This window comes from Brucella tritici, assembly GCF_008932295.1.
In the GTDB taxonomy this organism is placed as follows: Bacteria; Pseudomonadota; Alphaproteobacteria; order Rhizobiales; family Rhizobiaceae; genus Brucella; species Brucella tritici.
Window position 1 is genome coordinate 1 of sequence record NZ_WBWA01000017.1, and the last position, 24,707, is coordinate 24,707.

Sequence of the window (24,707 nt, forward strand, 5' to 3'; positions counted from 1 at the left end):
GCACCTATCGACCCGCCCCCATTCCTCGCTTGCAACCCTGACCAGCCACTCGGCATGGGGGCTGAACGTCAGCACCTGTCGCATCTCTAACTTGCTAAAAACGTCGCATCCCTAACTTGCCAAAACAATGCTGGCATCCGAAGGGCCCGTCCGCACATGAGAAAGAAGCGCCTTCTCAGGCGCTTCCTTTAATCTTAGAATGTCCGCTGCAGTGCGATCAGTCCTTGCCAGGCGTCTGTTCCGTTGAGGACTGACTTCTTGTCATTCCAACGCACATAGGAGATTTCCGGCGTGACCGTGAAGCCCGGAACCAGTTCGTAAGCGACATTTGCAGTCGTATAGAACGTGTTCGTGCCGTCGTAAGCAAGCTCTGCATTGAGAACGGCCTTTTCGGAAAGCTTGTAAGCGCCGCCGCCCCATGCGGCCCAGTCACCGCCCCATTGGCCATAGAAACTATCGATCACGCGCACTCGACCAGCGATCTGGCCGTTGTCGTCCTGGACGTCCATATAGTTGTCTTTGTTAGACTTATAACCGCCCATCGCCCACACCGAAAACCGGTCGGTGATGTTGAGATTGCCGCGCAGCTTGCCTGCCCATTTTTCATTGCGGGCATCGTATGCGGCAACGGCGATGATTGCTCCCCAGTCCTGAGCATATTTGAGGCCGCCGACAACATGCGGCGTATAGCCATTGATGGTGCCGTCATAGCCATATTTTTTGTCGGTATCGACATTATTGCCCTGTTCCAGCGACAGGATTGCCGAAATGCCGTTGCTGCCGGAATAGGTGTAGCTGATCAGGCCTGTCCGGTAACCACCAGCCAGGATCACATCATCGTTGAAGACGTCGCCAAGATAACCAACGAAGGATGTGAAAGCTGAAAAATCGAGGCCGACACGCAGTCCGCCCAGATCGATATAGCCAAAACGTAGCGAGCCGGTGGACTTGGAGTCCTCGCCGTTGCCCCATTGAAAGCGGGTTTCCGCATAGGTTTTGAGCGTACCGAGCTCTGTCTCGGATGCCGTGCTGGCACGTAATGAGAAGCGGGCAGAATTATCCCACGTATCACGCTTGCTGGAACGCTGGAGATGAGGCTTTCCGTCCTTGTCGGTAAAACCGCGGCCATAAACATCGTCGCCGCCCTGCATGAGATAGCGGACGTAGCCGTGAATCCGCAGGCATGTTTCGGTTCCGGGAATATAGAAATATCCCGCACCGTAGGCGTCACAGACCCGGACATATTGTGCCGGTTCCGGCTCGGGTGCGACTACAGCGTCAGCGCCATAGGCAACGGACAGGTTGCACGCGGTCGCAATACCGCCTGCCAACAGTAAATTGAATTTCATGTCCCCTCACAAGTGGTAGTAAAAAATCCGAAAGAAAAAGGTTTTAAAGGAAATGCAAATACAAGATAAAACATGAAGGCAGTTTTTATAATCGCAAATTATAATAGGCGAATTATAGGTTGCATTTATATGCACCTGATCGAAGTTTTCTTACAATAAATCGCTGGTAATTACTTAAAATAGAAAGACGTAAGATGAATATATACATTGATACCTTCTTGCGGCGCATAAACGCTGCCGCACTATCAACGGGAGGGTTTCATGTATCGCAGTTTCTTTCTTGCGAGCGTTTGCTGGTGTTCTGTGGCTGGTATCGCATCGGCTGAAACAGTGCTTAACCGCGATAGCGGCAGCGATCCGTCCACGCTCGATCAACACCGAACAACGACGGTGAATGAAAGCGCCTTGCTGAGCGATCTCTATGAGGGGCTTGTTAGCGAAGATGCGAAGGGTGAGTTGATACCGGGTGTGGCACGGTCCTGGGATATTTCCTCTGACGGACTGATCTATACGTTTCATCTGCGCGAAAACGCGAAATGGTCGAATGGCGATCCGGTTATTGCCGGCGATTTCGAATATTCCCTACATCGTATCATCGATCCAAAGACCGGCGCTGGCTACGCCAATGTTCTCTATGCGATCAAGAACGCCAGAGAAATCAATACCGGCAAGCTCCCACTGGATCAGTTGGGCGTCGAGGCGCTTGACGACCGCACGCTGAAAATCACGCTTACATCCCCTACCCCTTATTTCCTTTCGCTGCTGACCCATCAGACGACCTTGCCGCTAAACCGGAAAGCCGTTGAAAAATACGGAGACAAGTTCACTTTGGCGGCAAACATGGTGTCGAATGGCGCCTATACGCTGGCAAGTTTTACGCCAAATGCCCAGATCGTCATGAAGAAAAACCCGAATTACTGGGACTCCTCCAGCGTAAAGATCGACGTGGTGAACTGGATCCCATTCGAGCAACCGGCGTCGTGCATGCGTCGTTTTGAGGCCGGGGAGATCGACATTTGCGGTACGGTTTCCGCCGAGCAGATGGATTATATCAAGTCCAATCTGGGGCATAATCTGCGCGTAGCACCCTATTTCGGCACTTTCTATGTCAGTGTCAAAGGCGAACCGGACAGCAAGTTGCGCGACCCCAGGGTGCGTCAGGCAATTTCGATGGCGATAGATCGCAAGTTTCTGGCAAAAGAAATCAGGCGCGGCATGATGATGCCGGGCTATTCGATGGTGCCTCCGGGCACTGAAAACTACGTCGCAGATGCGCCTCGGCTGGACTATATGGATGAGGATATTCTTGACCGCGAAGAAAAGGCGAAGGAATTGCTGAAGGAGGCCGGCGTCGCGCCGGGAAGCCTGTCGGTCAAGCTCCGCTATGCGACTTCGGTCAATAACAAGAACTCGATGATTGCTATTGCAGACATGCTCAAGAATATTGGCATCGAAGCATCACAAGACGAAGTCGAAGGTGCTACCTATTTCAATTATCTGCATGAACATGGCATGTATGATTTTGCATATCAGGGATGGATTGGTGATTACAATGACGCCTATTCCTTTCTGAGTATGTTCACGACGGGCAATTATTTCAATAATTCGGATTGGTCGAACAAGGAATACGATGCGCTGATTGCCAAGTCGGAGACCATGACCGACGCCAGGGTGCGCGCCCAAACGCTTGCCGAGGCAGAGCGTATTCTGCTGAGAGAAGTTCCCGTTATTCCCCTGCTCTATCCCTCGTCGCAAGCGCTCGTGGCAGACAAGGTTGAAGGCTACAGCGATAATCTGATGAACATACACGCAACCCGCTGGCTGTCGCTTCAAAGCGAATGAAATGAAGGTTGATTGTATGGCCATCGTGCGGACAGGTCGCGCGGTGGCCTGATTCCAATGTTTCAATCAAAACAGGAAATGCTCTAGCATAGCACTTTCAACTGAATCAGTTTCCGGCAAAGCCAGAACGGCGGGATATGAAACCAGCAATCGAACAGCTCTTTCCCGGCTTTGAAATGCGGGAGGTGGAAACGAACGATGTTCGTTTCGCCGTCATGACTGGCGGTAAAGGCCTGCCGGTCCTGTTGTTGCACGGTTATCCGGAAACCATGGCTGCGTGGCATCGCGTCGCTCCGGAACTCGCCCGCTCCTGCACAGTCATCGTGCCCGATCTGCCGGGCTATGGCCGGAGCAGCATCACGTCCAATCCTGCTGGGGCCGGATCGAAACGTCGCATGGCGGCCAGTCTGGTGGAGTTGATGCAGGCGCTCGGCCATGAACGGTTTGTTGTGATCGGGCATGATCGCGGTGGTCGTGTCGCCTATCGCATGGCGCTGGATCATCCGGACAAGGTGCTTGGGCTGGTATCTGTCACGGTCGTGCCGACACCGGAAATGTGGGAAGGCGCCAGCAAGGCATTCGGCATGGGCGCATGGCATTGGTTCATGTTGGCCCAGCCCGAACCGCTGCCGGAAACGCTCCTGTCCGGCGATCCCCGTTTCATGATCGATACGACCTTGCAGAAGATGGCGCATGGTCTCGACAAACTGCATCCGCTTGCACTGGAAGATTACCGGAAAGCCTTTGACAGCGCGGAAGTCCGGCACTGGATATGCGAGGATTACCGCGCTGGCGCTGGCGTGGATGAAGCCGACGATCTTGCCGATCGGGCGGCAGGACGGCGCATTCATGCGCCGGTTCTGGTCTTCTGGGAACAAGGTCGACGCTATGGCGGCGGGCGGGAACCACTCGATATATGGGCGGACTGGGCCACCGATGTTGAAGGCGAAGGATTGGCGGGCGGGCATCTTCTGCCTGAGACCGCATCCGGTCCGATATTGGCGCGACTGGTGCCGTTTCTCAGTAAATTTGATGCCGGTGCTTCTTTGAACATGCGCTAATCTTATTGAAAATCCCGCCACGTGGCTTTATGCGAAAGCAATCTTCCATATTTTTCCATGGCAGAGACGTAATGAAATTTTGTTTGCCGGGCTTGGCAGGAAATCTGTTGCGCCGGGCTGACACCCGCATCGGAGGAGAGCCAGAATGGATTTCACCCTGACACGCCGTCAGACATTGATGGGGCTTGGTGCGCTGGGCATCAGCACGGCTTTCGGCTCCCCTGCCCGCGCCGCGACGCGCAATCTGGCGGTACTCCATCTGGCGAGCCATGCGCCGAGCTATATTGCGCATGAGCGTGGCTATTTCAAAGATGCCGGTCTCGATATCGAGTTGAAGTTCTTTGAAGCCGCCCAGCCCATGGCCGTTGCCATCGCATCGGGCGACGCCGATTTCGGCGTGACGGCAATGAGCGGCGGACTTATCAGCCTGGCTGACAAAGGTGCGATCAAGGTGATCGGCGGTGCGCTTGCCGAAGAAAAAGGCATTACCGGCAATGTTATTCTGGCCTCCAACAAGGCCTATGAAGGCGGGCTGACGGAACCGTCCAAGCTAGCGGGACACAGCTTCGGCATCACCACGGCTGGATCGTCATTCCATTTCATGGCGCACAAGATCGCCAAGGCCAACAACATTCCACTTTCTGAAATCCAGCTCCGCCCGTTGCAGAAACTCGGTGCCGTAGTCGGCGCTCTGTCAACCGGTCAGATCGATTCCTGGGCCATCCAGCCCAATATCGCCAAGAAGCTCATCCGTGAGGGCGCTGCAAAGCAGATCGGCCTCGTCTCAGATTATGCGCCGGATTATCAGGTCACGACAGCATTCACGTCTACCAGGAATGCGAGCGACGAGCGCGCCATGACTGAAGCCTTCGTCAAAGCCTATTCCAAGGCAATCGATGACTATAATGCGGCCTTTGTCGACAACACGGCAGATGACGCTGCGCGCGACGACATCGCAAAGATCGTGCACAAATATGTCGAAAGCGACAGCCCGTTCGAGACGGCAAAACAGAACCTGATCGATGGCGCTATGCGCATCAACAAGGGACTGGCCCTGTCGCTGAATAGCTGCGTGGAGCAGCTCGACTGGTTCCGCTCCGAAGGCATGGTCAAGGAAGCTGTCACACAGGAAAAGCTGTTCGACACATCCTACGTCAAGACAATTTGAGACTGGCCAAGGCTGGCTGAAACTGAACATTCAGTGCCCGACAGGTTTTGTCGGGCACAAAGCCCGAAGATAGGCATTCCAAACCGGGGTGCGCGTCAAAACAAAGAGATAGAGCGCCGACCTGAACCAATCAGATCGAAACCGCTCTAACGTTGAAGGGCGGACTTTCCGACTGGAGTTGAGATGGATCTGCAACTGAAAAACATCAGCCATTCCTATGGTCCGGTCGAAGTTCTCAAAGATATATCGCTCACCATCCCGCAAGGGCAGATTGTCTGCCTGATCGGCCCATCGGGCTGCGGAAAGTCCACGCTCCTGCGTTTTCTGGGTGGCCTTGAAAAGCCATCTTCGGGCGAAGTGCTGCAGATCGGTTCGCCGCCGAAGGATTCACTCAATCCGCTCACCTATGTTTTCCAGCACTTCGCGCTGCTGCCATGGCGCAGCGTGGAAGGAAACATCAAGCTGGTGCTGGAGGACCACGGACTTGGCCGGGCAGAGATGGACCGGATCGTCACCAATGTGCTGGAACGCACCCGGCTTTCAGATTTTCGGCAGGCTTTACCGAAGCAGCTTTCGGGTGGCATGCGCCAGCGCGTGGCGATTGCACGCGCCTTGTCGGTGCGTCCTGCCGTCATGCTGATGGATGAGCCCTTGTCGGCGCTCGATAGCCAGACGCGGGAATTGCTGATGGACGACCTGATTGCGCTGTGGACGCGCCAGCCATTTACCTCCGTTTATGTCACGCACAATCTCAACGAGGCGGTGCGGCTCGGTCATCGGGTGGTGGTGCTGTCGCGAAGGCCGGGACGGATCAGGGAAATTGTCGATATCGATATTCCCCTTTCCGAACGTCATCTTGGCGACCCCGTTCTTGAAGAAAAACAGAAGCAGCTCTGGGAGCTGATGCGGGCGGAAGCGCAGGCGGCAGATCAGGAGCTGGTCAATGGTTGAGATCGCAGAAATGAAGCAATCCAGCCCGGATATTCGCCCGGTTCCTTTCCGGGGTGGCGGCTTCGCGCCCCAGCCGGTGCGCCATATGGCCCTGATCCTGTTCGTGGCACTGCTGGCTCTTGCGGAAATCGGAACCCGCAGCGGCTTCATATCCAACCTGACATTGCCGCGCCCTTCCGCGGTACTCGAAACTTTTGTCCAGCTTTGGCAGACCGGCCTTCTGTGGCAACATCTGCTGCCATCGCTGCGGCGGCTTGTCGTCGGTGCAAGCCTTGGCATCGCGGTCGGTGTTGGTCTCGGGGTGATGATCGGCTTGTTCAGCTATGTCCGCGCCGGTCTGGTGCCACTCGTCGCTGCCCTCTTCCCGATCCCCAAGATCGCGCTTCTGCCGCTCTTCGTGATCTGGTTCGGTATCGACGAAATGTCGAAATACATGCTCATTGCCTTTGGCACCTTTACGCCCACCGTCGTTGCCACTTACGGCGCGGTCGATAATGTGGATCGTTCGCTTGTGCGCATGGGCCAGAGTTTCGGTCTTGGATGGTGGTCGATCGTGCGCAAGATCATCCTGCCCGGCGCTTTCCCTGCGATCCTGTCCGGGTTGCGGGTGTCGATTTCCATCGCCATCATTCTGCTGGTCGCAGCCGAAATGCTCGGCGCCCAGTTCGGCGTTGGTTCCTATATCCTTGAAGCCGGGTCGCTCTACGACCTTGAAAAGCTGTTTGCCGGGGTCACAATCCTGTCGGTGATGGGACTGATCGTCAATTTCATCATCGGACAGATCGAGAAACGCTTCCTGACCTGGCGCGGCTGATCGCAATAATATTTCGTATAGACTTATTTTTGTTGATAGTTTGAAATGCGCTGTCCGCTTTTCGTTGCATGTTCTTGCCGGGACGTTATACGAAGGGACTCTATCGCAAATTTTTGCGTCTCGCTTTAGACGGATAAGGTCACGCATCTTGTCTGTTCCCCCATTCATGAGGCGCTACCCGAAAAGGAGCGGAAATATGAGCTGTTGTGGCAAAGCACATCGTCAGTTCACCGGATGTGACGAGCGATGAGCGCCGAACCAGGCCGTATTCAGCCGGAAGAAACACGCAAGACAGCAATCGCGCTCAAGGACGTGCAGATTTCGTTCAAGCTGGCCGATGGCGGCCGCTTCGATGCTGTCGCCGAAAGCAATCTGGACGTTGCTGAAAACGAATTCGTGGCGATTGTCGGTCCGACGGGCTGCGGAAAGTCCACATTGCTCAATGCCGTTGCCGGGCTTCTCGTACCAGCCAGCGGTACGGTCGAAATCAGCGGCCAGCGGCTGCAAGGACTCAATCGCAAGGCAGGTTATCTCTTCCAGCAGGATGCCCTCATGCCCTGGAAGACCGTGCTGGACAATGTCTCCATCGGACTGGAAATCGCTGGCACGCCAAAGGCCAGGGCGCGCGAACAGGCTCGTGAATGGCTTGGCCGCGTCGGGCTTGCAAGTTTCGGTGACCGTTATCCGCACATGCTGTCGGGTGGACAGCGCAAGCGCGTCGGTCTTGCGCAGGTGCTGATCCGCAATCCGAAATATCTCCTGATGGATGAACCCTTCGGCCCGCTTGATGCGCAGACGCGCGTTATCATGGGCGATCTTCTGCTGGACCTGTGGTCGCAGGACAAGAAGGCGGTCATGTTCGTGACCCACGATCTGGAAGAGGCCATCGCGCTGGCGGATCGCGTCGTCATCATGTCTGCCGGGCCGCGTGCCCGCATCATGGCAGAATATAAAATTCCCCTCGCCCGCCCGCGCGAGATTTCCGAAATTCGCCTCGACGACAAGTTTCACGAAATTCATCGCGAAATATGGAGTGCGCTCAAGGAAGAGGTTCTCAAGGGCTATCAGCAGACGAGTGGGGAAAAGAAATGAAAAAGCCTATGCTGTTTCTGGCGCAGCTCAGCGTGGCTGTCGTCGTTATTCTGGTCTGGCACCTCTTCACCGCCACTCATCTGCTGGGCAATCCGGCCAAGGCAAAGTTCTTCTTCGCAACGCCGGGCGATGTGGCGCAGCGCATCTATAAATGGTTTGCCGATGCAACCATCTGGTATCACCTCGGCATCACCCTGCTTGAAGCCATGCTGGCCTTTGCCATTGGCTCAATCGGTGGCGTTCTCATCGGGTTCTGGTTCGCCCGCAAGCCCCTCCTTGCAGCAATCTTCGATCCCTATGTGAAAGCGGCCAACTCGCTGCCGCGTGTCGTGCTGGCGCCGATCTTCGCCTTGTGGCTCGGCCTCGGCATCTGGTCGAAGGTGGCGCTCGGCGTCTCGCTGGTCTTTTTCATCGTCTTCTTCAACGTCTACCAGGGCGTGAAGGAAGTGAACCAGACGGTACTCGCCAATGCGCGTATGCTGGGCATGAACGAGCGCCAGCTCCTGCGCAATGTCTATCTGCCATCAGCGCTGTCTTGGATGTTCTCAAGCCTGCATACGGCTGTCGGCTTTGCCGTCGTCGGCGCGGTTGTCGGCGAATATCTCGGTTCGTCGGCGGGTCTCGGCTACCTGATCCATCAGGCGGAAGGCGTGTTCGACGTTACCGGCGTCTTTGCCGGAATGCTGGTGCTGACGGCATTTGTGCTGGTCATAGACTGGTGTGTGTCCATCGTTGAAGCGCGCCTGCTTGTCTGGCGTCCAAAAGCTGCCGGACACAATGATTAAGAGGATTCAAGGAGGAAACCATGACGACAACGCGTAGAGATATTTTGCTGGGCGCCGCCGCCTTCGGGCTTGCGGGTATCGCCTCGCGCCTGCCTGCCTATGCGCAGGATGCATCCGCGACGCCGGAAAAGCCGGAGCTGATGTTCGGTGTCGGCGGCAAGCCGCTCTTCTATTACCTTCCCCTCACCATTGCCGAGCGCAAGGGCTTCTTCGAGGAAGAAGGCATCAAGGCGACCATCAATGATTTCGGTGGCGGCGCAAAGTCCTTGCAGGCGCTGATCGGCGGTTCGGTCGATGTGGTGACCGGCGCATACGAACACACCATTCGCATGCAGAACAAGGGACAGGACATCAAGGCCGTCTGCGAGCTTGGCCGCTTTCCGGGCATCTGCATCGGCGTGCGCAAGGATCTCGCCGGTGAGATCAAGACGATTGCCGATCTCAAGGGCCAGAATGTCGGCGTCACGGCGCCCGGCTCTTCGACCTCGCTTTTGCTGCAATATGCGCTCATCAAGAACGGCCTCTCCGAAGATGCTGCTTCGATCATCGGTGTCGGCGGTGGCGCAAGTGCTGTCGCAGCCATCAAGAAGGGCGAAATCGCCGCCCTTGTCCATCTCGACCCGGTTATCACGCGACTGGAAGTGGATGGCGACATCACGTTGCTACTCGATACACGCACCGAAGAAGGCACGCGCCAGCTTTTCGGTGGCACCAATCCAGCCGCGACCGTTTATGTGCAGCAGAGCTTCATCGATGCAAATCCGGTTACCACGCAGCGGGTCGTCAATGCTTTCGTCAAGTCGCTGAACTGGATTCACAAAGCTTCGGCCGATGAAGTGGCCGATGCCGTGCCGGAAGAATATCTGCTCGGCGACCGTGAGCTGTACAAGACCGGTTTCGAGAAGTCCCGCGCCATGTATTCCGAAAAGGGCCTGATTGCGGAAGACGGCTTCAAGAGCCTGTTCGAGATGCTAAAGGCGCTCGATCCGGAACTGGCAAGTGCGGATATCTCATTTGCACAGACCTTCGATCCGCGCTTTGTGGAAGCCGCAAAGGTATAACCCGCTTTGGGCAGGGCCATTCCCTGCCCTTTGCATCTTCTTTATCAAAAGTTCAAAAGCGGCTCTTGGCAAAGCGCTCCTGCAGCCATTGGGCGGCTGGCCCCTGCCGTCGCCGCTTGTTCCAGATCAGCTCAAGCGCGACCGGATGCGCACCTTCATCGAACTGCAGTTTCGGAATGACAAGCTCCGGCGCCAGCGGCGAATCCTGCAAGATATGTTCGGGAATGAACGCCCAGCCGATCCCTCGCGTGAGGATTTGCAGGATGACCCAGTGGCTTTCCACCCACCAGACCTCGGCACCGACCCGCAGACGGCGGCTTTCAGCCGTATCGCTGTGCTTTCGAGCCATGATCTGGCGAAACGACCTCAAATCTTCCCAACTGACCGCATTATGCGCCAGCGGATGCTCGCGCCCGCAGACCAGCACCAGAGGCACCCAGCCGATGGTATGGAAGCCAAGCTCATCCGGCATCTGCTCGGCGCGCCACATGACGCCAAGGTCTGCCTTTCCTTCCAACACAAGCCCGCTTATCGCGGTTGAGGGTGGGAAGGTCAGCTCAAGCTCGACATGCGGAAACTCCTGCGCAAAGGCTGCAAACAGCGTCGCGATGGCCGGTTCGGGGTAAAGCTCGTCGATTGCGACCACGAGACGGCTTTCCACATGATCGCCGAAATTTCTGGCGACGGAAATCAGATGCTCACGCCTTGCAAGCAGCAACCGCGCTTCCGGCAACAGCCTTGCGCCCGCCTCCGTTAACACCGGATTGCGGGATGCACGGCTGAACAGCTTGACGTCGAGATCGTCTTCCAGCGAGGAAACCAGCACGCTGACCGCAGACTGCGCCTTGCGCAAATATCGCGCGGCGGCGGAGAACGATCCGTGATCCGCAGAGGTCACAAAGGCCTCGAGCTGCTCCAGTTCGATACTCATCTATCGCAAATCCAGATAATATCTAACTTTTCTTATTGGCATAATAAGATAGAAGCACGCGCATTAACAACAGGGATTAAAGGAAATGCGCAGTTTTATGGACCGTGTCCGCCACGCAACGATGTTTGAAGTCATCGGTCTGGCGATCTTCATACCCGGTTCCGCCTTCATTCTGGACAAGCCTGCAGCAGAGATGGGCGTCATCGGGGTTGTTTCGGCAACCACCGCAACCGTGTGGAATTTTCTGTTCAATCTGGGCTTTGACAAGGCGATGCTGCGCTTCACCGGTAGCGTCAACAAGAGCATGGCCGTCCGTGTTCTTCACGCGATCCTCTTCGAGGCAGGATTGATCGTACTTCTGATCCCGTTCATCGCCTGGTATCTGGGAATTTCGCTGATTACCGCTCTGGTGATGGATATCGCGATTGTCGTCTTCTATCTGGTCTATGCGTTCGTGTTCAACATCGCATATGACAGACTGTTCCCGCTGCCATTCGGGCATAAGGCCAAAACAGCCTGACACTTCGCTCTGGAGCATAAGCCGATCTGAACCAATCAGATCGGCGCTCTAATGATACAGCCACACAGGGCGAGCTTGGGAGCGCAATCTCAACAGGGGGCGCGGCGCTTGCGCAGGTTTGCCTGCCGTTGCTCCCAGGCGATGAGCAGCAGGCTTGCCAGCACGATCAGGAATGCACCGGCAAATACATTTGCTGCCGGAACTTCCGCCCAGATGAGATAGCCATAGATAAAGGCCCAGATCAGCCCGCTATATTCCACGGGCGCCAACGCCGAGGCGGGTGCGTGGCGAAACCCTTCATAAAGAAGGAACTGGCCAAGGGTTGATACGAGCCCCAGACAGATCATCAAAAGCCAGCCGTTGAGATCGGGGTCCTGCCATGTCCACGGAAAGGACAGTGCACAGGCCAGACCGAACAACAGGCTCGTCGCATACATCTGCGTCATCGTGGTTTCACTGCGGCTGACAAGCCGGATCAGGATCGTGCTCCATGCCCAGCAGAAGCCCGCCACGATGCACATGGCAGCGGGAATAAGATTGGGCGAATGGGTCGGGTTCGCAGCAACCGTTACGCCGATGAAACCGATGGCGCAGGCGATCCATCGTCCCGGTCCGATCTTTTCCTTGAGGACGAGGATCGACAGGAACATGACCATGATCGGTGCTGAGAAATAAAGCGTGGTCAGTTCTGCAAGCTCGAGATGGCGGGCTGCATTGTAGAACAGCAGCCACGCGCCAAGCATAAGCGCGGCACGCAGAACGACGGTGTTGCGATAAGGGCTTCGGAAAATCGATGGATGACGGCGATAACGTATCAGCACGCCGGTAATGAGCACGATCACCAGACTGCGCATGAACAATATCTGCGGCACCTGATAGGTCGCCACGAGCCATTTCACCATGGCATCCTGAAGGGCAAAACAGGCGTAACCGCCGCAGGCAAGCGCAATGCCTGCGAGCGGTCTTGAACTAACTGACCCGGTGTCCATGAATTCCTCGATCCGGCCCAGGAATCCCCGCTGCGGGAAGGGCCACGAACGCTGAATTTGCAGGACTGGAGCGCGTAAGCAAGAGGCTGATATATGACGACTGCAGACAGGTGCGCCAATGTAGCCGGAATGCAACAAATTGGGAGGCTAAAACACCAGGGATCGATGCGCCGCAGTTCCTGCCGTCACGCCATCAGCCACAGACCAGGCGACGCTGTGCGCGCCGCGAGTAATATCGCCTGCGGCAAAAATTCCGGGAACCGTTGTCGTCTTCAGCCCGTCTGTCTGTATCGTTCTGCCGAGCGGCAGTTCATCCATTGCGCAGCCAAACGTGTCGGCAATCTGGCTGTTCAGCCGATTGCGTGGTCCGATGTAAAGCGCATTGAGTGGGACCAGTCGCCCATCTTCAAGCTCGACTTCTGAAATGTCGCCCCCCTCGCCGTGCAATGCACTGACCGGGCTGTGTTCGATCTTCACGCCGCGCCGTTCCAGTTCTGCGAATGCCTCTGCATCCGGTTCCAGTCCCTTATCTATGAAGAAGGTTGTCGGTCCCCATTCGGAGATCAGCATGGCCTGATGCACCGACATTGGCGACATATTGAGAACACCAAGCTGCCGGTCGCTGAATTCATAGCCGTGGCAATAGGGACAATGAATGACGGTATTTCCCCATCGCTCCGCGAGGCCGGGAATCTCCGGCAGATCATCCGATATGCCGAAAGCAAGGATCAGTCTGCGTCCCTCAACGATCTCCCCGCTATCGAGTTCGATCATAAAATTGTCGATTTCGCCACTACCGGCAACGGCCTTGCCTTGCGTAAAGGTCACGGTCGGATAGGTTTCGACCTGTGCCTTCGCCGTTTCCAGCATAGAGAGCGGGTTGCTGCCGTCCTGCGCAAAGAAACCATGCGAATGTTCGGCAAAACGGTTGCGCGGTTTTCCGGCGTCGATCACGCGGACAGATCGTCTGCCGCGCGCCAGATAGGTTGCCGCAGACAAGCCAGCGAAGCTGCCGCCGATAATGATTGCATCATGATGCATGATTGCTCTCCAGATCGAATGTTACGCCGCGCTCCAGTGCGCGCTGATGAAAATCTGCGCTCAGCATGGCAAGCGTGACCTCGCCAAAACGCTCCAGAAGAAGGTTCTCGGCGTCGCTAAATGCCTTGCTGAGTGAAGCATTGACTGCCTGCTCCACCAGACAGCCTGGCATTTCCGTGCGGTTGCCCATGGCGAGAAGCGCCGGCTCCCCGATGGCTTCGTAAATATCACGCAAGGTAACCTTATTGAGGTCGCAGGCGATTTCCCAACCGCCACCATGTCCCTTTTCCGAGCGAACATAGCCCTGCTCGCGCAGACCGCCCATGACACGTCTCACGACGACCGGATTGGTGGTCATGGCTTTGGCAAGAACCTCAGACGTGACCGGTCCTTTATGTTCCGCCATGTGAAGAAGGACGTGCAGAACGCCCGATAATTTGCTGTCTCTTTTCATGTAACAATAGATGTTACGAGAATCAGTAAATGTCAACACAGCCGGTGAAAAACACCGGGTCAGATAAATGTGATCATTACGGAGTGGTTTGGATTATCTTTAGATTTCAGGCTTGTAACGGCTGCCGAGACGGTAGCGGTTGCCGGCATAGATCAGCTTGTTGACGGTCGCCACCGTCTCGCCCGTCCATGTCCGGCGATCCAGAAGCACACAGGCAGCCCCATCGTCGAGACGCAACAGGCGGGCAATTTCTGCGTCTGGTGTGATTGCCGAAATGACCTGCTCAACCTCGGTCATCGGGGTGCTTTTCTGGAGATAGTCGTATGTCGTGATTGCTCGGAAATCCTGCAATTCGTAGTGCTGCACGAGGCTTGTATTGACGAAGCGCTCTTCAAGCTGCACTGGCACATCGTTTTCGAGATGTACGATCAGCGAATGGGCGATTGGAATGCTCTTGCGCAGCTCGAACGCATTGAGCAGACCGGGCGTCGGCTCGATGATTTCGAGGGTGACGACTTCGGCGCTGTGCTGTCCGCCCCGCGCCTTGATTTCATTGGCGATGTTGACGACTTCGATCAGCGTCGTTTCCGGCTTTGGCGGAGCAACGAAAGTGCCGACACCCTGAATGCGCTTCAATATGCCCTGATCGGTCAGTTCACGCAGGGCCCGGTTGACGGTCATCCGGGAAATGCCGAGTGCATCCACCAGTTCATGTTCCGAAGGCAGGCGATGATTGCCGGGCCAGCGACCGGAGCGGATGTTGTCCAGCACCTGCGCCTTGACCTTCTCATAGAGCGGCCCGGCGGTTTCGGGCAGTTCAATGCCGGCGGTATGATGGGGTTCCGATTTGTCGCCAGCACCCATGGGTCACATCCCTGTCCGTATGATCGTTTTCAAGCCGTTCGCCTCACCGGCTATCAGCCGGGCATAGGCGTCCGGCACCTCATCGAGCGAGATTTCCCGGTCGACAAGCTGTACCAGCGGCGCCTCAAGATCCGGCAGAAGTTTTGCAATTTCATGCAGTTCGTCCTGATAGGCATGGCAGCCGACCAGGCTTATCTCCCGCTCGACCAGAATGTTCGGATCAAGCTCGATCCTGCCATGGGATATGCCGACCAGTGCCAGTGAGCCGCCGCCGGAAAGCACGTCGAGCGTTGCCTTGAGGACGCTGATATTGCCGGTGGCATCGATCGCATAGCGGATTGGCTGGCCATCAAGTGCGGCTTCAATTGCCGACTTGTCTAGCGGAACTTTGATTGCGCCGGTGACGGTTGAAACAAGATTGGCGCGCTGGTCGTTGCGGTCGCAGACCAGTACAGGACCGTCATGCAGGCGGGAAAGAAGAAGCGCTGCAAGCCCGCCGATTGGCCCGCAACCCACAACGAGAACCGCTTCGCCCGACGGCACGCGCTGCTTGCGGATGGCGTGTAGCGCCACCGAAAGCGGCTCGCCCATGGCTGCGACCAACGGGTTGATGGCCGGATCGTAATGAACGAGGAGCCGTGCGGGAAGTGCTGTCTCCTCGGCAAAACCGCCATCGCAGACTTCACCGATGAACCCCAGCGTTTCGCAGACATTGTGCCTGCCGCTTTTGCAGGACTGGCATTTGCCGCACCAGTAGCGGGAGTCCGCGATCACCGTATCGCCAGGTTTGAAACCGGTCACGCCAGCACCGATCTCGGTCACGACACCTGCAAATTCATGGCCTGCGACCGACGGTGACCGACTGATCCACTGCCCGGTCATGAAATTATGGAGATCGGAGCCGCAGATACCGGCAGCCGATACTTTCAGCAGGACCCAGCCCGGCTCCAGATGCGTCGGCGGGTCGATTGTCTCGACCCGCAAATCCTTCGCCGCATAGAGCCGCACAGCCTTCATCGTCAGCCTCCCCGGCTCTTTTCAGAGGTAATCCTTGCGGATTTCCGACACGGCGTTCTCGTGCGACGAGAAGCCCTCATAACGCGCCAGCGTGCGGGCATGTTTTGCAAATTCCGGATAGGCGGATGCCGTCACATAGCCGATGGACGAACGCTTGACGAAATCCGTAACCGAAAGCGGACCATAGGTGCGCGCCCAGCGGCTGGTCGGCAGCACGGCGTTCGGGCCAAGGCCGAAATTGCCGATGACGACCGGCGTATGCGGTCCCATCAGGATTTCGGCAGCTTCTGTGATATGGCCGAGATGCGCGAACGGATCGGTCGAAAGAAGCTCCAGATGTTCCGGCGCATAGTCGTTGATGAACTTGTAGCTCTCTTCCACGGATGACGTCAGGACGATACCGCCATATTTCCCGGTAAGCACGGTTTTGGAGAAGCCGACGCGCTGTTCGGTCATGCGCGCCCAATGGTCCGGCAATGCAGCCAGCGCTTCTTCCGCGACGCGGCGGCTGTGCGTGACGAGCCATGCCGACGAATCCGGGCCATGTTCCGCCTCGATCAAAAGGTCGAGCGCGGCAAGTCCGCCCTTCACCGTGTCGTCGGCGAAAATGACAGCTTCCGAAGGGCCAGCAGGCAGGCCGGGATCGATAACGCCGCCAAGCAGGCGCTTGGCAGCAACCACCCATGGGCTGCCGGGGCCGACGATCTTGAGCGCCGGCTTCACCGTTTCCGTGCCATAGGCGACGGCAGCAACGGCCTGCGCGCCGCCGACCTTGTAGACGGTTTCCACACCGGCAAGGCGTGCTGCAACGAGCGTGGCAGCATCGACCGAACCATCCGGCGTCGGCGGGGTGACAATGGCAAGATCAGGCACGCCAGCAACCACAGCCGGAACGGCGGTCATCATGGTGACGGACGGAAACGCCCCCTTGCCGCGCGGAATATAGAGCGCGACGGAACGAATTGGCGTGAAACGGTCGCCTGCAAAGGCACCGGGACGCATTTCCTTCAGCCACATGGCCTCCGGCTTCTGTTCTTCATGGAAATGGCGAATATTATCGATGCCGAACTGGATGGCCTCGATCACGTCTTTTTCCACCTTGTCGAAAGCGGCATCGAACTCGGCTTCCGTCGCCTTGATATTGGCCGGATCGACTTCAGCCTTGTCGAGATCGCGCGCAAAGCGGACAAGCGCCGCATCGCCTTCTGTGCGAACGGCCTCGATGATCGGCTTCACCTTTTCAATAAAACCGGACAGGTCGGTTTCCGAGCGCTTGAGAAGTTCGGCGCGCGCTGCGTCGTCCAGTTTAGCCAGTTCGTGAAAAGAAACATCGGACATGATCGGCTCCTTGCTGGTTGCGGTGGTGGCGCAACCCGTCATTTCGATTTGAGGAAGATGTCGAGCCCGACCAGCCGGTCGAGCAGGAAGATGGCGGCAGCGGCACAGGCGATGAAGACGACGGAGATCGCTGCAAGGTCTGGCGTGATGATGGACCGGATCGAATTGTAGATCTGCACCGGCAGGGTCACGATGCGTGCATCGACCAGAAGCAGGCTGACCAGAAATTCGTTCAGCGCCAGAATGAACATCAGAAGCGAGCCGCTGATGACGCCAGGCACGACGACCGGCAGCGTGACGAAGAAGAAAGTCGAGATTGGCCCTGCCCCGCAATTTGCGGCGGCAAGTTCAAGATCAGCATCGAGATTGGCGGCACTTGCCGTCACCGCCCAGATCATGAAAGGCAGATTGATGACGCAGGCCGCAATCCCTACCGGCCAGAGCTGACCTAGAATGCCAGCCTGACCGAAGATCAGCATCAAACCGATGCCGGAACCGATTAGCGGAATGGTAAAGGGCAGCAGCAGGTAAATCTGGATCGTCTTTTCAAACCGCACGGCATATTTCGCCAGCGCTATGCCCGCGAGCGTTCCGACCGGAATAGCGACGATAGTGCAGATGAAGGAAACGTAGAGTGAGCGCAGGAATGCATCCCAGAGGTCGCTCGTTCCGGCGATCTTTTGATACCATTTCAGCGAGAACCCTTCCGGCGGAAAGGTAATCATGTTGCCGGATGTGAACGATGCGCCAAGCACCACAATGGTCGGTGCGGAAAGCAACACCAGAACGGCGATAACAAACGTCCATATGACGATGGATTTTGACAGTGGCGAGGTCATTTGCGCGCCCTCCCCATGGCAAGCGTGCCTGCCCCGAACAACGTGAACACGATCCCGACGAGGATGGAGCCGACGCCGACCAGAAGCAGTGCGAGCGTCGCGCCGAGCCCCTGATCGGACGTACGGAAGAACTGGTCATAGATCGCATTGGCGATAAAATCCTGCGACCCGCCGCCCAGAATGGCCGGTACGGCAAAATCGGTGAGCGACAGCGTCATCACCACCAGTCCCGCGCCGATCAAGCCCGGACGGGCCATGGGCAGGACGACATGGGCGAAGGTCCGCAGCCAGTTTGCACCAAGCGAGCTTGCCGCCGCTTCCATTTCTTCCGGAATGGCGGTCAGCGCCGGTGCGAGCATCAGCACGGCGAATGGCAGCATATATTGAATGAGGCCGAACAGAACCGCCGGATAATTATAGAGCAGCCGCATGGGCGCGATGCCGACAAAGCCAAGCGCCTCGTTGACCATGCCCTGATTACCGAGAATGATGAGCCAGCCATAGGCGCGCACGACCTGACCGATGAAGAAGGGCAGGAACAGCGCGATCAGCAGGAATTTGCGCAATGCAGCCGATGGCGTGCGCACCATGAGATAGGCATAGGGAAATGCCAGAAGAAGCGTGAATGCGGTCACGACGAGCGAGCCGAACAGGCTGCGCCATGCCACGGTTGCAAAGAGGCTTTCCGTCAGTGCACGCTTGTAATTGGCGAGCGTGTAATAATCCGACATCAGGAATGTCGAAGTGTCGAGCGTGCGCAGGCTGGTATCCGCGATCTGGATCAAGCCCAGCACCAGCAGTCCGACCAGAACAATCGCCGGAAGCAGCATCAGATAAGGCACGGCGCGATTGAACCGCGCGGGCCACAAAAAGGCTGCGATTGCTTCCAGCGCGTCCATGATGCGCCATGTCATGGGATAGGCAGTGCGTGCCGCTCGCATGTTTCAATTCCTGAATATTTGTCCGAAATGTTTGCCCGAAGACGCCGGGCATACGGATCGCCCTATCGGGCGACCCGTCTTGTTTTTCAAGGAGCTGGATCAGCCCTGCATGATGGCCTTGAACTTCGAGAACCATTCGCTCTCGTTCTCCACCTGCACCTTTGCCGAAATACGGATGAGGTGTTTGAAATCCTCGTCCTTGGTCGGATAGGCCGGATCATTCACCAGATCGGCGGGCGGGGTCAGGCCCGGCACGACGCCCGGCAGGCCAAGGCCGTCGAGCCAGACCTGCTGCGCATCCTTGGTAAGTGCAAAGTTGATATATTCCTTGGCCCAGTAAAGCTCGTTTTCCGGCAGGCCCTTTGGAATCCAAAGGCCGTCTGTGTCGAACTTCGCGCCCTCTTCCGGAACGGTCCAGTCGATCTTGACGCCGTTCTTCTGGGCTTCGCGCGCATTGGTGGAAATGGTGCAGGCCAGATCGATTTCACCCTTCTGGAACCAGGTGGTGAAATCCGGGTCTTCGCCGAGAAGCGGCTGCTGCTGCTTCACCTTGGTGATGAAATCCCATGCGGGCTGCATATTGCCCGGAATGTCTTCCAGCTTGCCGCCACCGGCAACCTGCGCCGGGAAGTGGAAGCCGATGCCATCGTTATAAAGCGCGATGCGTCCCTTGAACTTCGGATCGAGCAGGGCGTGCCACGACTTCGGCGGGCCATCCGGGAAGGCTTCCGGACGATAGGCCAGCACATAGACATAGCCGTAGGTGTTGACGATCGGATAGCCGTCGAGACCGACAGGCTTGGCAAGATCGGTGGTGTTCTTGAGGTTCGACAGGTCCGACAGGTCTTCGGTCACGCCACGCAATGCCGATTTGGTCGCATTGGTGGTCGTATCCCAGTTGACGTGGATCGGCGGAACACGCTTTTGCGCTACCGCGGCCCAGAGCTTCGGCTGGATTTCGTTGTCTTCTGTCAGGTCGTGACGGATGGAAATGCCGGTCTTGGCGGTAAACGGATCGGATACGCCAGCTTTCAGCGCGTCCACCCAGCTACCACCCCAGGCGCGCACGATCAGTTCCTTCGGCTTGGCCGGTTCTTCAGCAAATGCGCGCGACAGGCCGAGCGATGTCGTGCCGGCTGCGGCTGCAAAAGCACCTGCGCTCTGCAGGAAGCGGCGGCGGTCGAGTATCAGAAAAGGCTTCTTCATCTTGCTCATTTTGTTTCTCCTCTGGAGTTTCCCCGTAACGTTTCAGTTCATGCAGCAAAGACGATGAGATCGCGGGCGTTCCAGCCAAGATGCACGGTTTCACCTTCTGCAAACTGGCTATGGCCGATGGGATCGTGGTCGAAGACGCGCATCAACACGTCTCCCAAGGCAGGAACCCGCAATTCATAGACGATGCGTTCGCCCTCGAAGATCGCATCCGTAACGATGCCTTCAAGCACGGTATCGAGTTCCGCATGCGCTGCGGCGCTGCCGCCGATACGGATCTGTTCGGCGCGGATTGCGCACGAGACATTTGCGTTGGCGGCAACCGGTCCGCGCCCCTCGCCTGCCATGCCTAGCAGAGGCATTCCTGCATCGACCCGCACGAGATTGCCGTCGAGCGACGATGCCTTGCCGGAAATGAAATTGGTGACGCCGATGAAGTTCGCCACAAAGGCGTTGGACGGGTTGCGATAGGTCTCGGATGGCTGCGCCATCTGCTGGATTTCACCGCCATCCATGACGATGATTTCGTCAGATACGACGAGCGCTTCGCGCTGGTCATGGGTGACATTGATGGTCGTGACGCCCAGTTCCCGCTGGATACGGCGGAATTCGAGCTGCATTTCCTCGCGCAGCTTGCGGTCGAGGGCCGCCAGAGGTTCATCGAGCAGAAGTAGGTCCGGTTCAAAAACGAGGGCGCGCGCGATGGCCACGCGCTGTTGCTGGCCACCGGAAAGCTCGTGCACACGCCGCCCGCCGAGGCCGTTCAGGCGAACGAGGTCGAGATAGCGTTCCACCCGCTCAGGGATCGAACGCGCATCGAAGCGGCGCATTTTCAGCGGAAACGCGACGTTTTCGGCCGCCGTCATATGCGGGAAAAGCGCGAGCTTCTGGAAAACCATGCCGATGGAGCGCTTGTGCGGCGGCACGGCGCTGACAGCTTCGCCGTTGATGAATATTTCGCCGATGCTTGGCCGCTGGAAACCGGCAATGAGGCGGAGAAGCGTCGTCTTGCCGGAACCCGAAGGCCCGAGAATGGTCAGAAAACGGCCCTTGGCGAGATCGAAAGATGCCGCACGCACGGCATGGAAGCCGTTATAGATCATGCTGACATTGTTGACCGATACGGCAGCCGGTCCGTTGGAGACTTTACGGCCAGTTCCGGTTTCGGTTGTATTCATCGCAGTTTCCCATTTCAGTCAAAGCACCGGAAGGTGCTTTATGAAGTTATTTCAATCCTGTTTCGCAATCTGCTGATGTTTCTCTTGAGAATATCAGATTGATGCGAGATAGCCGCCGTCAATGGGGATCACCTGCCCCGTGACATAGGACGATGCGGCGCTTGCCAGAAACACCACGGCGCCCGCAACATCTTCCATTGCGCCGAAACGGCCCTGCGGAATTTTGCCCAGCATCGCCTGCTGCCAGTCGTCATTCTCGTAAAACACATCCGTCATGGCAGTGCGGAAATAGCCCGGCGCAATGCCATTGACGCGGATACCGGAAGGCGCCCATTCAGTGGCCAAAGCATGGGTCATGCCCATGAGACCGGATTTGGAAGAACCGTAAGGAGCGGCGGTTGGCACACCGACATAGGAGGTCAGCGAGCACAGATTGATGATCGCTCCACCCTTCCCGCTCTCTGTCATGTGGCGGGCGGCGGCCTGCGCGCAAAAGAACGCACCTTTGAGGTTGGTCGCCACGATGCGATCCCATAGCGCTTCGTCCACATCGAGCGAGGGACGGATTTCTTCATAACCTGCATTGTTGACGAGAATATCGAGGCCGCCGAGAGCATCTTTCGCTTGCGCGACAGCGGCTCCACAGGCCGCGACGTCGCGCACATCGAGAGAAAGAGTTGCCGAAGTGCGGCCATGGGCGGCGATACGGGATGCCGTTTCGGAGAGGTCGTCGGACTTGCGCGCTGTAATGGCAACATCGGCACCAGCCGAGGCGAGTGCTTCGGCAATGGCCTGTCCCAGTCCCCGGCTGGCACCGGTAACCAGCGCTTTACGCCCGCTAAGGTCGAAAAGCGATAAAACCTGCATCATGTTCCCCTGCGGACCTTTGGCAAAACAATATTGTTGCCCGAACTTCTACTTGTTCTGGCTCCAATGTTTAGCAATTTTTTGTGGTCTCCCCAGCATAGGACCATCTTTTTTATAAGTTGTCTATACATATATATACAAAATTGGATTTTAGTCTTAGAACTTCTCTTCTAATGATGCTTATCAAGTGATGTTGGGCACCTGAAGCGACCTCTCATGGCACTGGAAAAATGCGGCTATCCGGGTTGATTCGGCCCAGGTTTTTGCCTGCCCCGCGCCGATCTCGGGTTTGAAAGCATGTTTCGGGAGGCGGCCTTCCCAACTCATGCTAGAAAGCTTTTATGAAAGACCTTTTCGACCAGATTGAACCGCGTGAAATTCTGGCGCCCGGCGCCGTGCTTCTACGCGGCTTTGCGCTTCCAAGCGAAGATGCTGTTCTGAAAGCTGTGACCGATGTTTCCGCTGTCGCGCCTTTTCGGCACATGACCACTCCCGGCGGGTATCGCATGTCGGTTGCGATGACGAATTGCGGAGAATTTGGCTGGGTTACGGACCGGACCGGTTATCGTTACAGTACCGACGACCCGGAAACCGGCCTGCCCTGGCCTGCGATGCCGGATGCGTTTCGCGCGCTTGCCCAAAGTGCAGCCCGTGAAGCTGGCTATCCTGACTTTGAGCCGGATGCCTGCCTCATCAATCGTTATGAACCGGGTGCGAAACTTTCATTGCATCAGGACAAGGACGAACAGGATTTCAACAATCCGATTGTTTCAGTGTCGCTTGGTCTGCCCGCGACTTTCCAGTTCGGCGGACTGAAGAGAACCGACCCGATTGCGAAATATATCCTGCATCATGGTGACGTGGTTGTGTGGGGTGGACCGTCACGTCTCTTCTATCATGGCATACTCGCCCTGAAGCGTGGCGAGGACGAAAAACTGGGTCCGTTTCGCCTTAATCTGACATTCAGAAAATCGCGCTGACAGTTGCCAAACGCGATTTTTGGAACAGAGAAGCGACAGAAATCGCCTTTTAATTGTGGCGAGCGACCGTTCTTTTTGCGGCAATTTTGTGGCGAGAGGGGGGTTAGTTAAACGCCCCGCCATCGCTTTTACTCTCTGGACGCTCCTTCGCAACCTTGTCGCGGTAGCCGCTGGCTCTGTAGGCAGCAATCGGTTCGATCGCCCCGCTGGTGCGGCGGCGTGCTTCCGCAAGGATCGGTTCGACATCGGTTCGATAGGCGCGTTTGAGCGTATCGGATGCCATCAGCGCATCGTTTTCCTGTTGGTAGGTTTCGAGCGCTTCACGATCCACCAGCAGCGCTTGCGCATAGGCACGGCGGATTTCATTGGCGGATGAGATCAGGCTTTCCAGCGGATCGGTCACATTATGCGACTGGTCGATCATGTGCGCCGGGTTGAAATCCTTCACGCCGCGATACTCCGCATCGACCAACTCATTGAAAACAAGGAATAATCGATACGGATCGATGGAGCCGGCATCGAGATCGTCATCGCCATATTTGCTGTCGTTGAAATGGAATCCGCCGAGTTTGCCGAACTGCATCAGCCGCGCCACGATCATTTCGATATTGGTGTTGGGCGCATGGTGGCCGAGATCAACCAGACATTGCGCCTTGGGACCAAGCGTCGAGGCGATGAGATAATTGGTGCCCCAGTCCTGAACCACCGTCGAATAAAAGGCCGGTTCATACATTTTGTGCTCGGAGAACAAGCGCCAGTCATCGGGCAGAGCTTTGTAGATTTCGCCCATCGAGGCCAGATAGCGCTCGAAAGCACGGGTGAAATTCTGCTGGCCGGGGAAATTGGACCCGTCGCCGAGCCAGACCGTCAGCGCCTTGGAACCGATGGCTTTTCCGATTTCGATACATTCGATATTGTGCTCGATGGCCTGCGCCCGCACCTTTGGGTCGATATGGGTGAGCGAACCGAATTTGTAGGAAAGCTTCTGGTCCGTTGCATCGGCAAAGGTATTGGAATTCATGGCGTCGAAGCCGAGGCCCAGCGCCGCGGCATGGGCTTTCAGCTTCTTCGGATCGGCCTTATCCCACGGAATATGCAGCGAGACATTCGGCGTTGCGCGCGACAATTCGTTGATGACGGCGCAATCGTCGAGCTTGTCGAAAATGCCACGCGGCTCACCCTTTCCCGGAAAGCGCCCGAAGCGCGTGCCGCCCGTGCCGGTGCCCCACGAAGGCACGGCAACGAAATAGCTCGCCACCTTGTCCGTAATCTTGTCGATCTCGATACCGCGGCGCAAAAGCTGTTCGCCGAGCGCCTGATAATCGCTCTTCAATGCATTTTCGAAACCGGAATTATGCTCGGCGATGAAATCTGCCGAAATACGTTGATCGGACATGGTTCCTCCCAAAATGT

General features: G+C 56.8%; 24 protein-coding genes. 10 read left to right on the forward strand and 14 right to left on the reverse strand.

The genetic code is table 11. The features are described 5' to 3' along the window. Positions 1–194: 194 nt before the first annotated feature. Positions 195–1,349, reverse strand: a complete 1,155-nt coding sequence (locus tag F9K91_RS16570) for a porin (protein ID WP_151678250.1) — start codon at positions 1,347–1,349, stop codon at positions 195–197. A 261-nt stretch (positions 1,350–1,610) separates the two neighbouring features. On the opposite strand from F9K91_RS16570, the gene F9K91_RS16575 reads away from it, so the two are divergent. The 8 genes from F9K91_RS16575 (at position 1,611) to F9K91_RS16615 (ending at position 10,123) form a co-directional block, all read left to right on the forward strand. Continuing rightward, positions 1,611–3,191 (forward strand): peptide ABC transporter substrate-binding protein, encoded by a 1,581-nt coding sequence (locus F9K91_RS16575; RefSeq protein WP_151678251.1) that lies wholly within the window; start codon positions 1,611–1,613, stop codon positions 3,189–3,191. 137 nt (positions 3,192–3,328) lie between these two features. Then, the gene (locus tag F9K91_RS16580; RefSeq protein ID WP_151678252.1) at positions 3,329–4,252 is read left to right on the forward strand and encodes an alpha/beta fold hydrolase; all 924 of its coding nucleotides are present in this window, start codon (positions 3,329–3,331) and stop codon (positions 4,250–4,252) included. A 145-nt stretch (positions 4,253–4,397) separates the two neighbouring features. Next, positions 4,398–5,420 carry an ABC transporter substrate-binding protein gene (locus F9K91_RS16585; RefSeq protein WP_094515774.1) on the forward strand — a complete coding sequence of 341 codons (1,023 nt, stop codon included), beginning with the start codon at positions 4,398–4,400 and terminating at the stop codon, positions 5,418–5,420. A 183-nt stretch (positions 5,421–5,603) separates the two neighbouring features. Further along, on the forward strand, positions 5,604–6,371 hold the full coding sequence (locus F9K91_RS16590) for an ABC transporter ATP-binding protein (RefSeq protein ID WP_061345333.1): 768 nt from the start codon (positions 5,604–5,606) through the stop codon (positions 6,369–6,371). Then, positions 6,364–7,185 carry an ABC transporter permease gene (locus F9K91_RS16595; RefSeq protein WP_151556899.1) on the forward strand — a complete coding sequence of 274 codons (822 nt, stop codon included), beginning with the start codon at positions 6,364–6,366 and terminating at the stop codon, positions 7,183–7,185. The genes F9K91_RS16590 and F9K91_RS16595 overlap by 8 nt, the downstream gene beginning before the upstream one ends. A gap of 246 nt (positions 7,186–7,431) precedes the next feature. Next, complete coding sequence (locus F9K91_RS16605; protein ID WP_151556901.1) at positions 7,432–8,277, forward strand: ABC transporter ATP-binding protein; 846 nt, start codon at positions 7,432–7,434, stop codon at positions 8,275–8,277. After that, on the forward strand, positions 8,274–9,062 hold the full coding sequence (locus F9K91_RS16610; protein ID WP_151652708.1) for an ABC transporter permease: 789 nt from the start codon (positions 8,274–8,276) through the stop codon (positions 9,060–9,062). Before F9K91_RS16605 ends, F9K91_RS16610 begins: the two co-directional genes overlap by 4 nt. A gap of 20 nt (positions 9,063–9,082) precedes the next feature. Then, positions 9,083–10,123 (forward strand): ABC transporter substrate-binding protein, encoded by a 1,041-nt coding sequence (locus F9K91_RS16615; protein ID WP_151646548.1) that lies wholly within the window; start codon positions 9,083–9,085, stop codon positions 10,121–10,123. A gap of 52 nt (positions 10,124–10,175) precedes the next feature. On the opposite strand, the gene F9K91_RS16620 is transcribed toward F9K91_RS16615, so the two are convergent. After that, positions 10,176–11,054 (reverse strand): LysR family transcriptional regulator, encoded by an 879-nt coding sequence (locus F9K91_RS16620; protein ID WP_151678253.1) that lies wholly within the window; start codon positions 11,052–11,054, stop codon positions 10,176–10,178. Positions 11,055–11,139: 85 nt separating this feature from the next. On the opposite strand from F9K91_RS16620, the gene F9K91_RS16625 reads away from it, so the two are divergent. After that, positions 11,140–11,574 carry a PACE efflux transporter gene (locus tag F9K91_RS16625; protein WP_151678254.1) on the forward strand — a complete coding sequence of 145 codons (435 nt, stop codon included), beginning with the start codon at positions 11,140–11,142 and terminating at the stop codon, positions 11,572–11,574. Positions 11,575–11,663: 89 nt separating this feature from the next. Here F9K91_RS16625 and F9K91_RS16630 read toward each other — a convergent pair whose 3' ends face one another. From F9K91_RS16630 to F9K91_RS16680, 11 genes are all read right to left on the reverse strand, one after another. Beyond that, positions 11,664–12,563, reverse strand: coding sequence for a DMT family transporter (locus F9K91_RS16630; protein ID WP_109988724.1), 900 nt, complete (start codon positions 12,561–12,563; stop codon positions 11,664–11,666). 147 nt (positions 12,564–12,710) lie between these two features. Continuing rightward, a complete protein-coding gene (locus F9K91_RS16635; RefSeq protein WP_151678255.1) occupies positions 12,711–13,604 on the reverse strand; it encodes an NAD(P)/FAD-dependent oxidoreductase in 894 nt (297 codons plus the stop codon). After that, positions 13,594–14,058 carry an Rrf2 family transcriptional regulator gene (locus F9K91_RS16640; RefSeq protein ID WP_061345324.1) on the reverse strand — a complete coding sequence of 155 codons (465 nt, stop codon included), beginning with the start codon at positions 14,056–14,058 and terminating at the stop codon, positions 13,594–13,596. Before F9K91_RS16640 ends, F9K91_RS16635 begins: the two co-directional genes overlap by 11 nt. Before the next feature lie 99 nt (positions 14,059–14,157). Continuing rightward, a complete protein-coding gene (gene hutC, locus F9K91_RS16645) occupies positions 14,158–14,922 on the reverse strand; it encodes a histidine utilization repressor (RefSeq protein ID WP_151678256.1) in 765 nt (254 codons plus the stop codon). A gap of 3 nt (positions 14,923–14,925) precedes the next feature. Continuing rightward, positions 14,926–15,939: a zinc-dependent alcohol dehydrogenase gene (locus tag F9K91_RS16650; RefSeq protein ID WP_151678257.1), complete on the reverse strand. Its 1,014-nt coding sequence runs from the start codon at positions 15,937–15,939 to the stop codon at positions 14,926–14,928. Positions 15,940–15,960: 21 nt separating this feature from the next. Further along, on the reverse strand, positions 15,961–17,277 hold the full coding sequence (hisD, locus tag F9K91_RS16655) for a histidinol dehydrogenase (RefSeq protein ID WP_010658779.1): 1,317 nt from the start codon (positions 17,275–17,277) through the stop codon (positions 15,961–15,963). A 38-nt stretch (positions 17,278–17,315) separates the two neighbouring features. Continuing rightward, positions 17,316–18,116 (reverse strand): ABC transporter permease, encoded by an 801-nt coding sequence (locus tag F9K91_RS16660; protein ID WP_006468850.1) that lies wholly within the window; start codon positions 18,114–18,116, stop codon positions 17,316–17,318. After that, positions 18,113–19,057: an ABC transporter permease gene (locus tag F9K91_RS16665; RefSeq protein ID WP_151556918.1), complete on the reverse strand. Its 945-nt coding sequence runs from the start codon at positions 19,055–19,057 to the stop codon at positions 18,113–18,115. The genes F9K91_RS16660 and F9K91_RS16665 overlap by 4 nt, the downstream gene beginning before the upstream one ends. A gap of 99 nt (positions 19,058–19,156) precedes the next feature. Beyond that, a complete protein-coding gene (locus F9K91_RS16670) occupies positions 19,157–20,272 on the reverse strand; it encodes an ABC transporter substrate-binding protein (protein WP_151678258.1) in 1,116 nt (371 codons plus the stop codon). Between the two features lie 38 nt (positions 20,273–20,310). After that, the gene (locus F9K91_RS16675) at positions 20,311–21,447 is read right to left on the reverse strand and encodes an ABC transporter ATP-binding protein (protein WP_151678259.1); all 1,137 of its coding nucleotides are present in this window, start codon (positions 21,445–21,447) and stop codon (positions 20,311–20,313) included. A gap of 93 nt (positions 21,448–21,540) precedes the next feature. Beyond that, a complete protein-coding gene (locus F9K91_RS16680) occupies positions 21,541–22,314 on the reverse strand; it encodes an SDR family NAD(P)-dependent oxidoreductase (protein WP_151678282.1) in 774 nt (257 codons plus the stop codon). Between the two features lie 341 nt (positions 22,315–22,655). On the opposite strand from F9K91_RS16680, the gene alkB reads away from it, so the two are divergent. Beyond that, entirely contained in the window at positions 22,656–23,294 is a 639-nt protein-coding gene (gene alkB, locus F9K91_RS16685) for a DNA oxidative demethylase AlkB (RefSeq protein WP_151678260.1), read from the forward strand. Between the two features lie 103 nt (positions 23,295–23,397). Here the strand turns inward: alkB and rhaI are convergent, their stop codons facing one another. Beyond that, a complete protein-coding gene (rhaI, locus tag F9K91_RS16690) occupies positions 23,398–24,690 on the reverse strand; it encodes an L-rhamnose catabolism isomerase (protein ID WP_151678261.1) in 1,293 nt (430 codons plus the stop codon). Positions 24,691–24,707 lie beyond the last annotated feature (17 nt).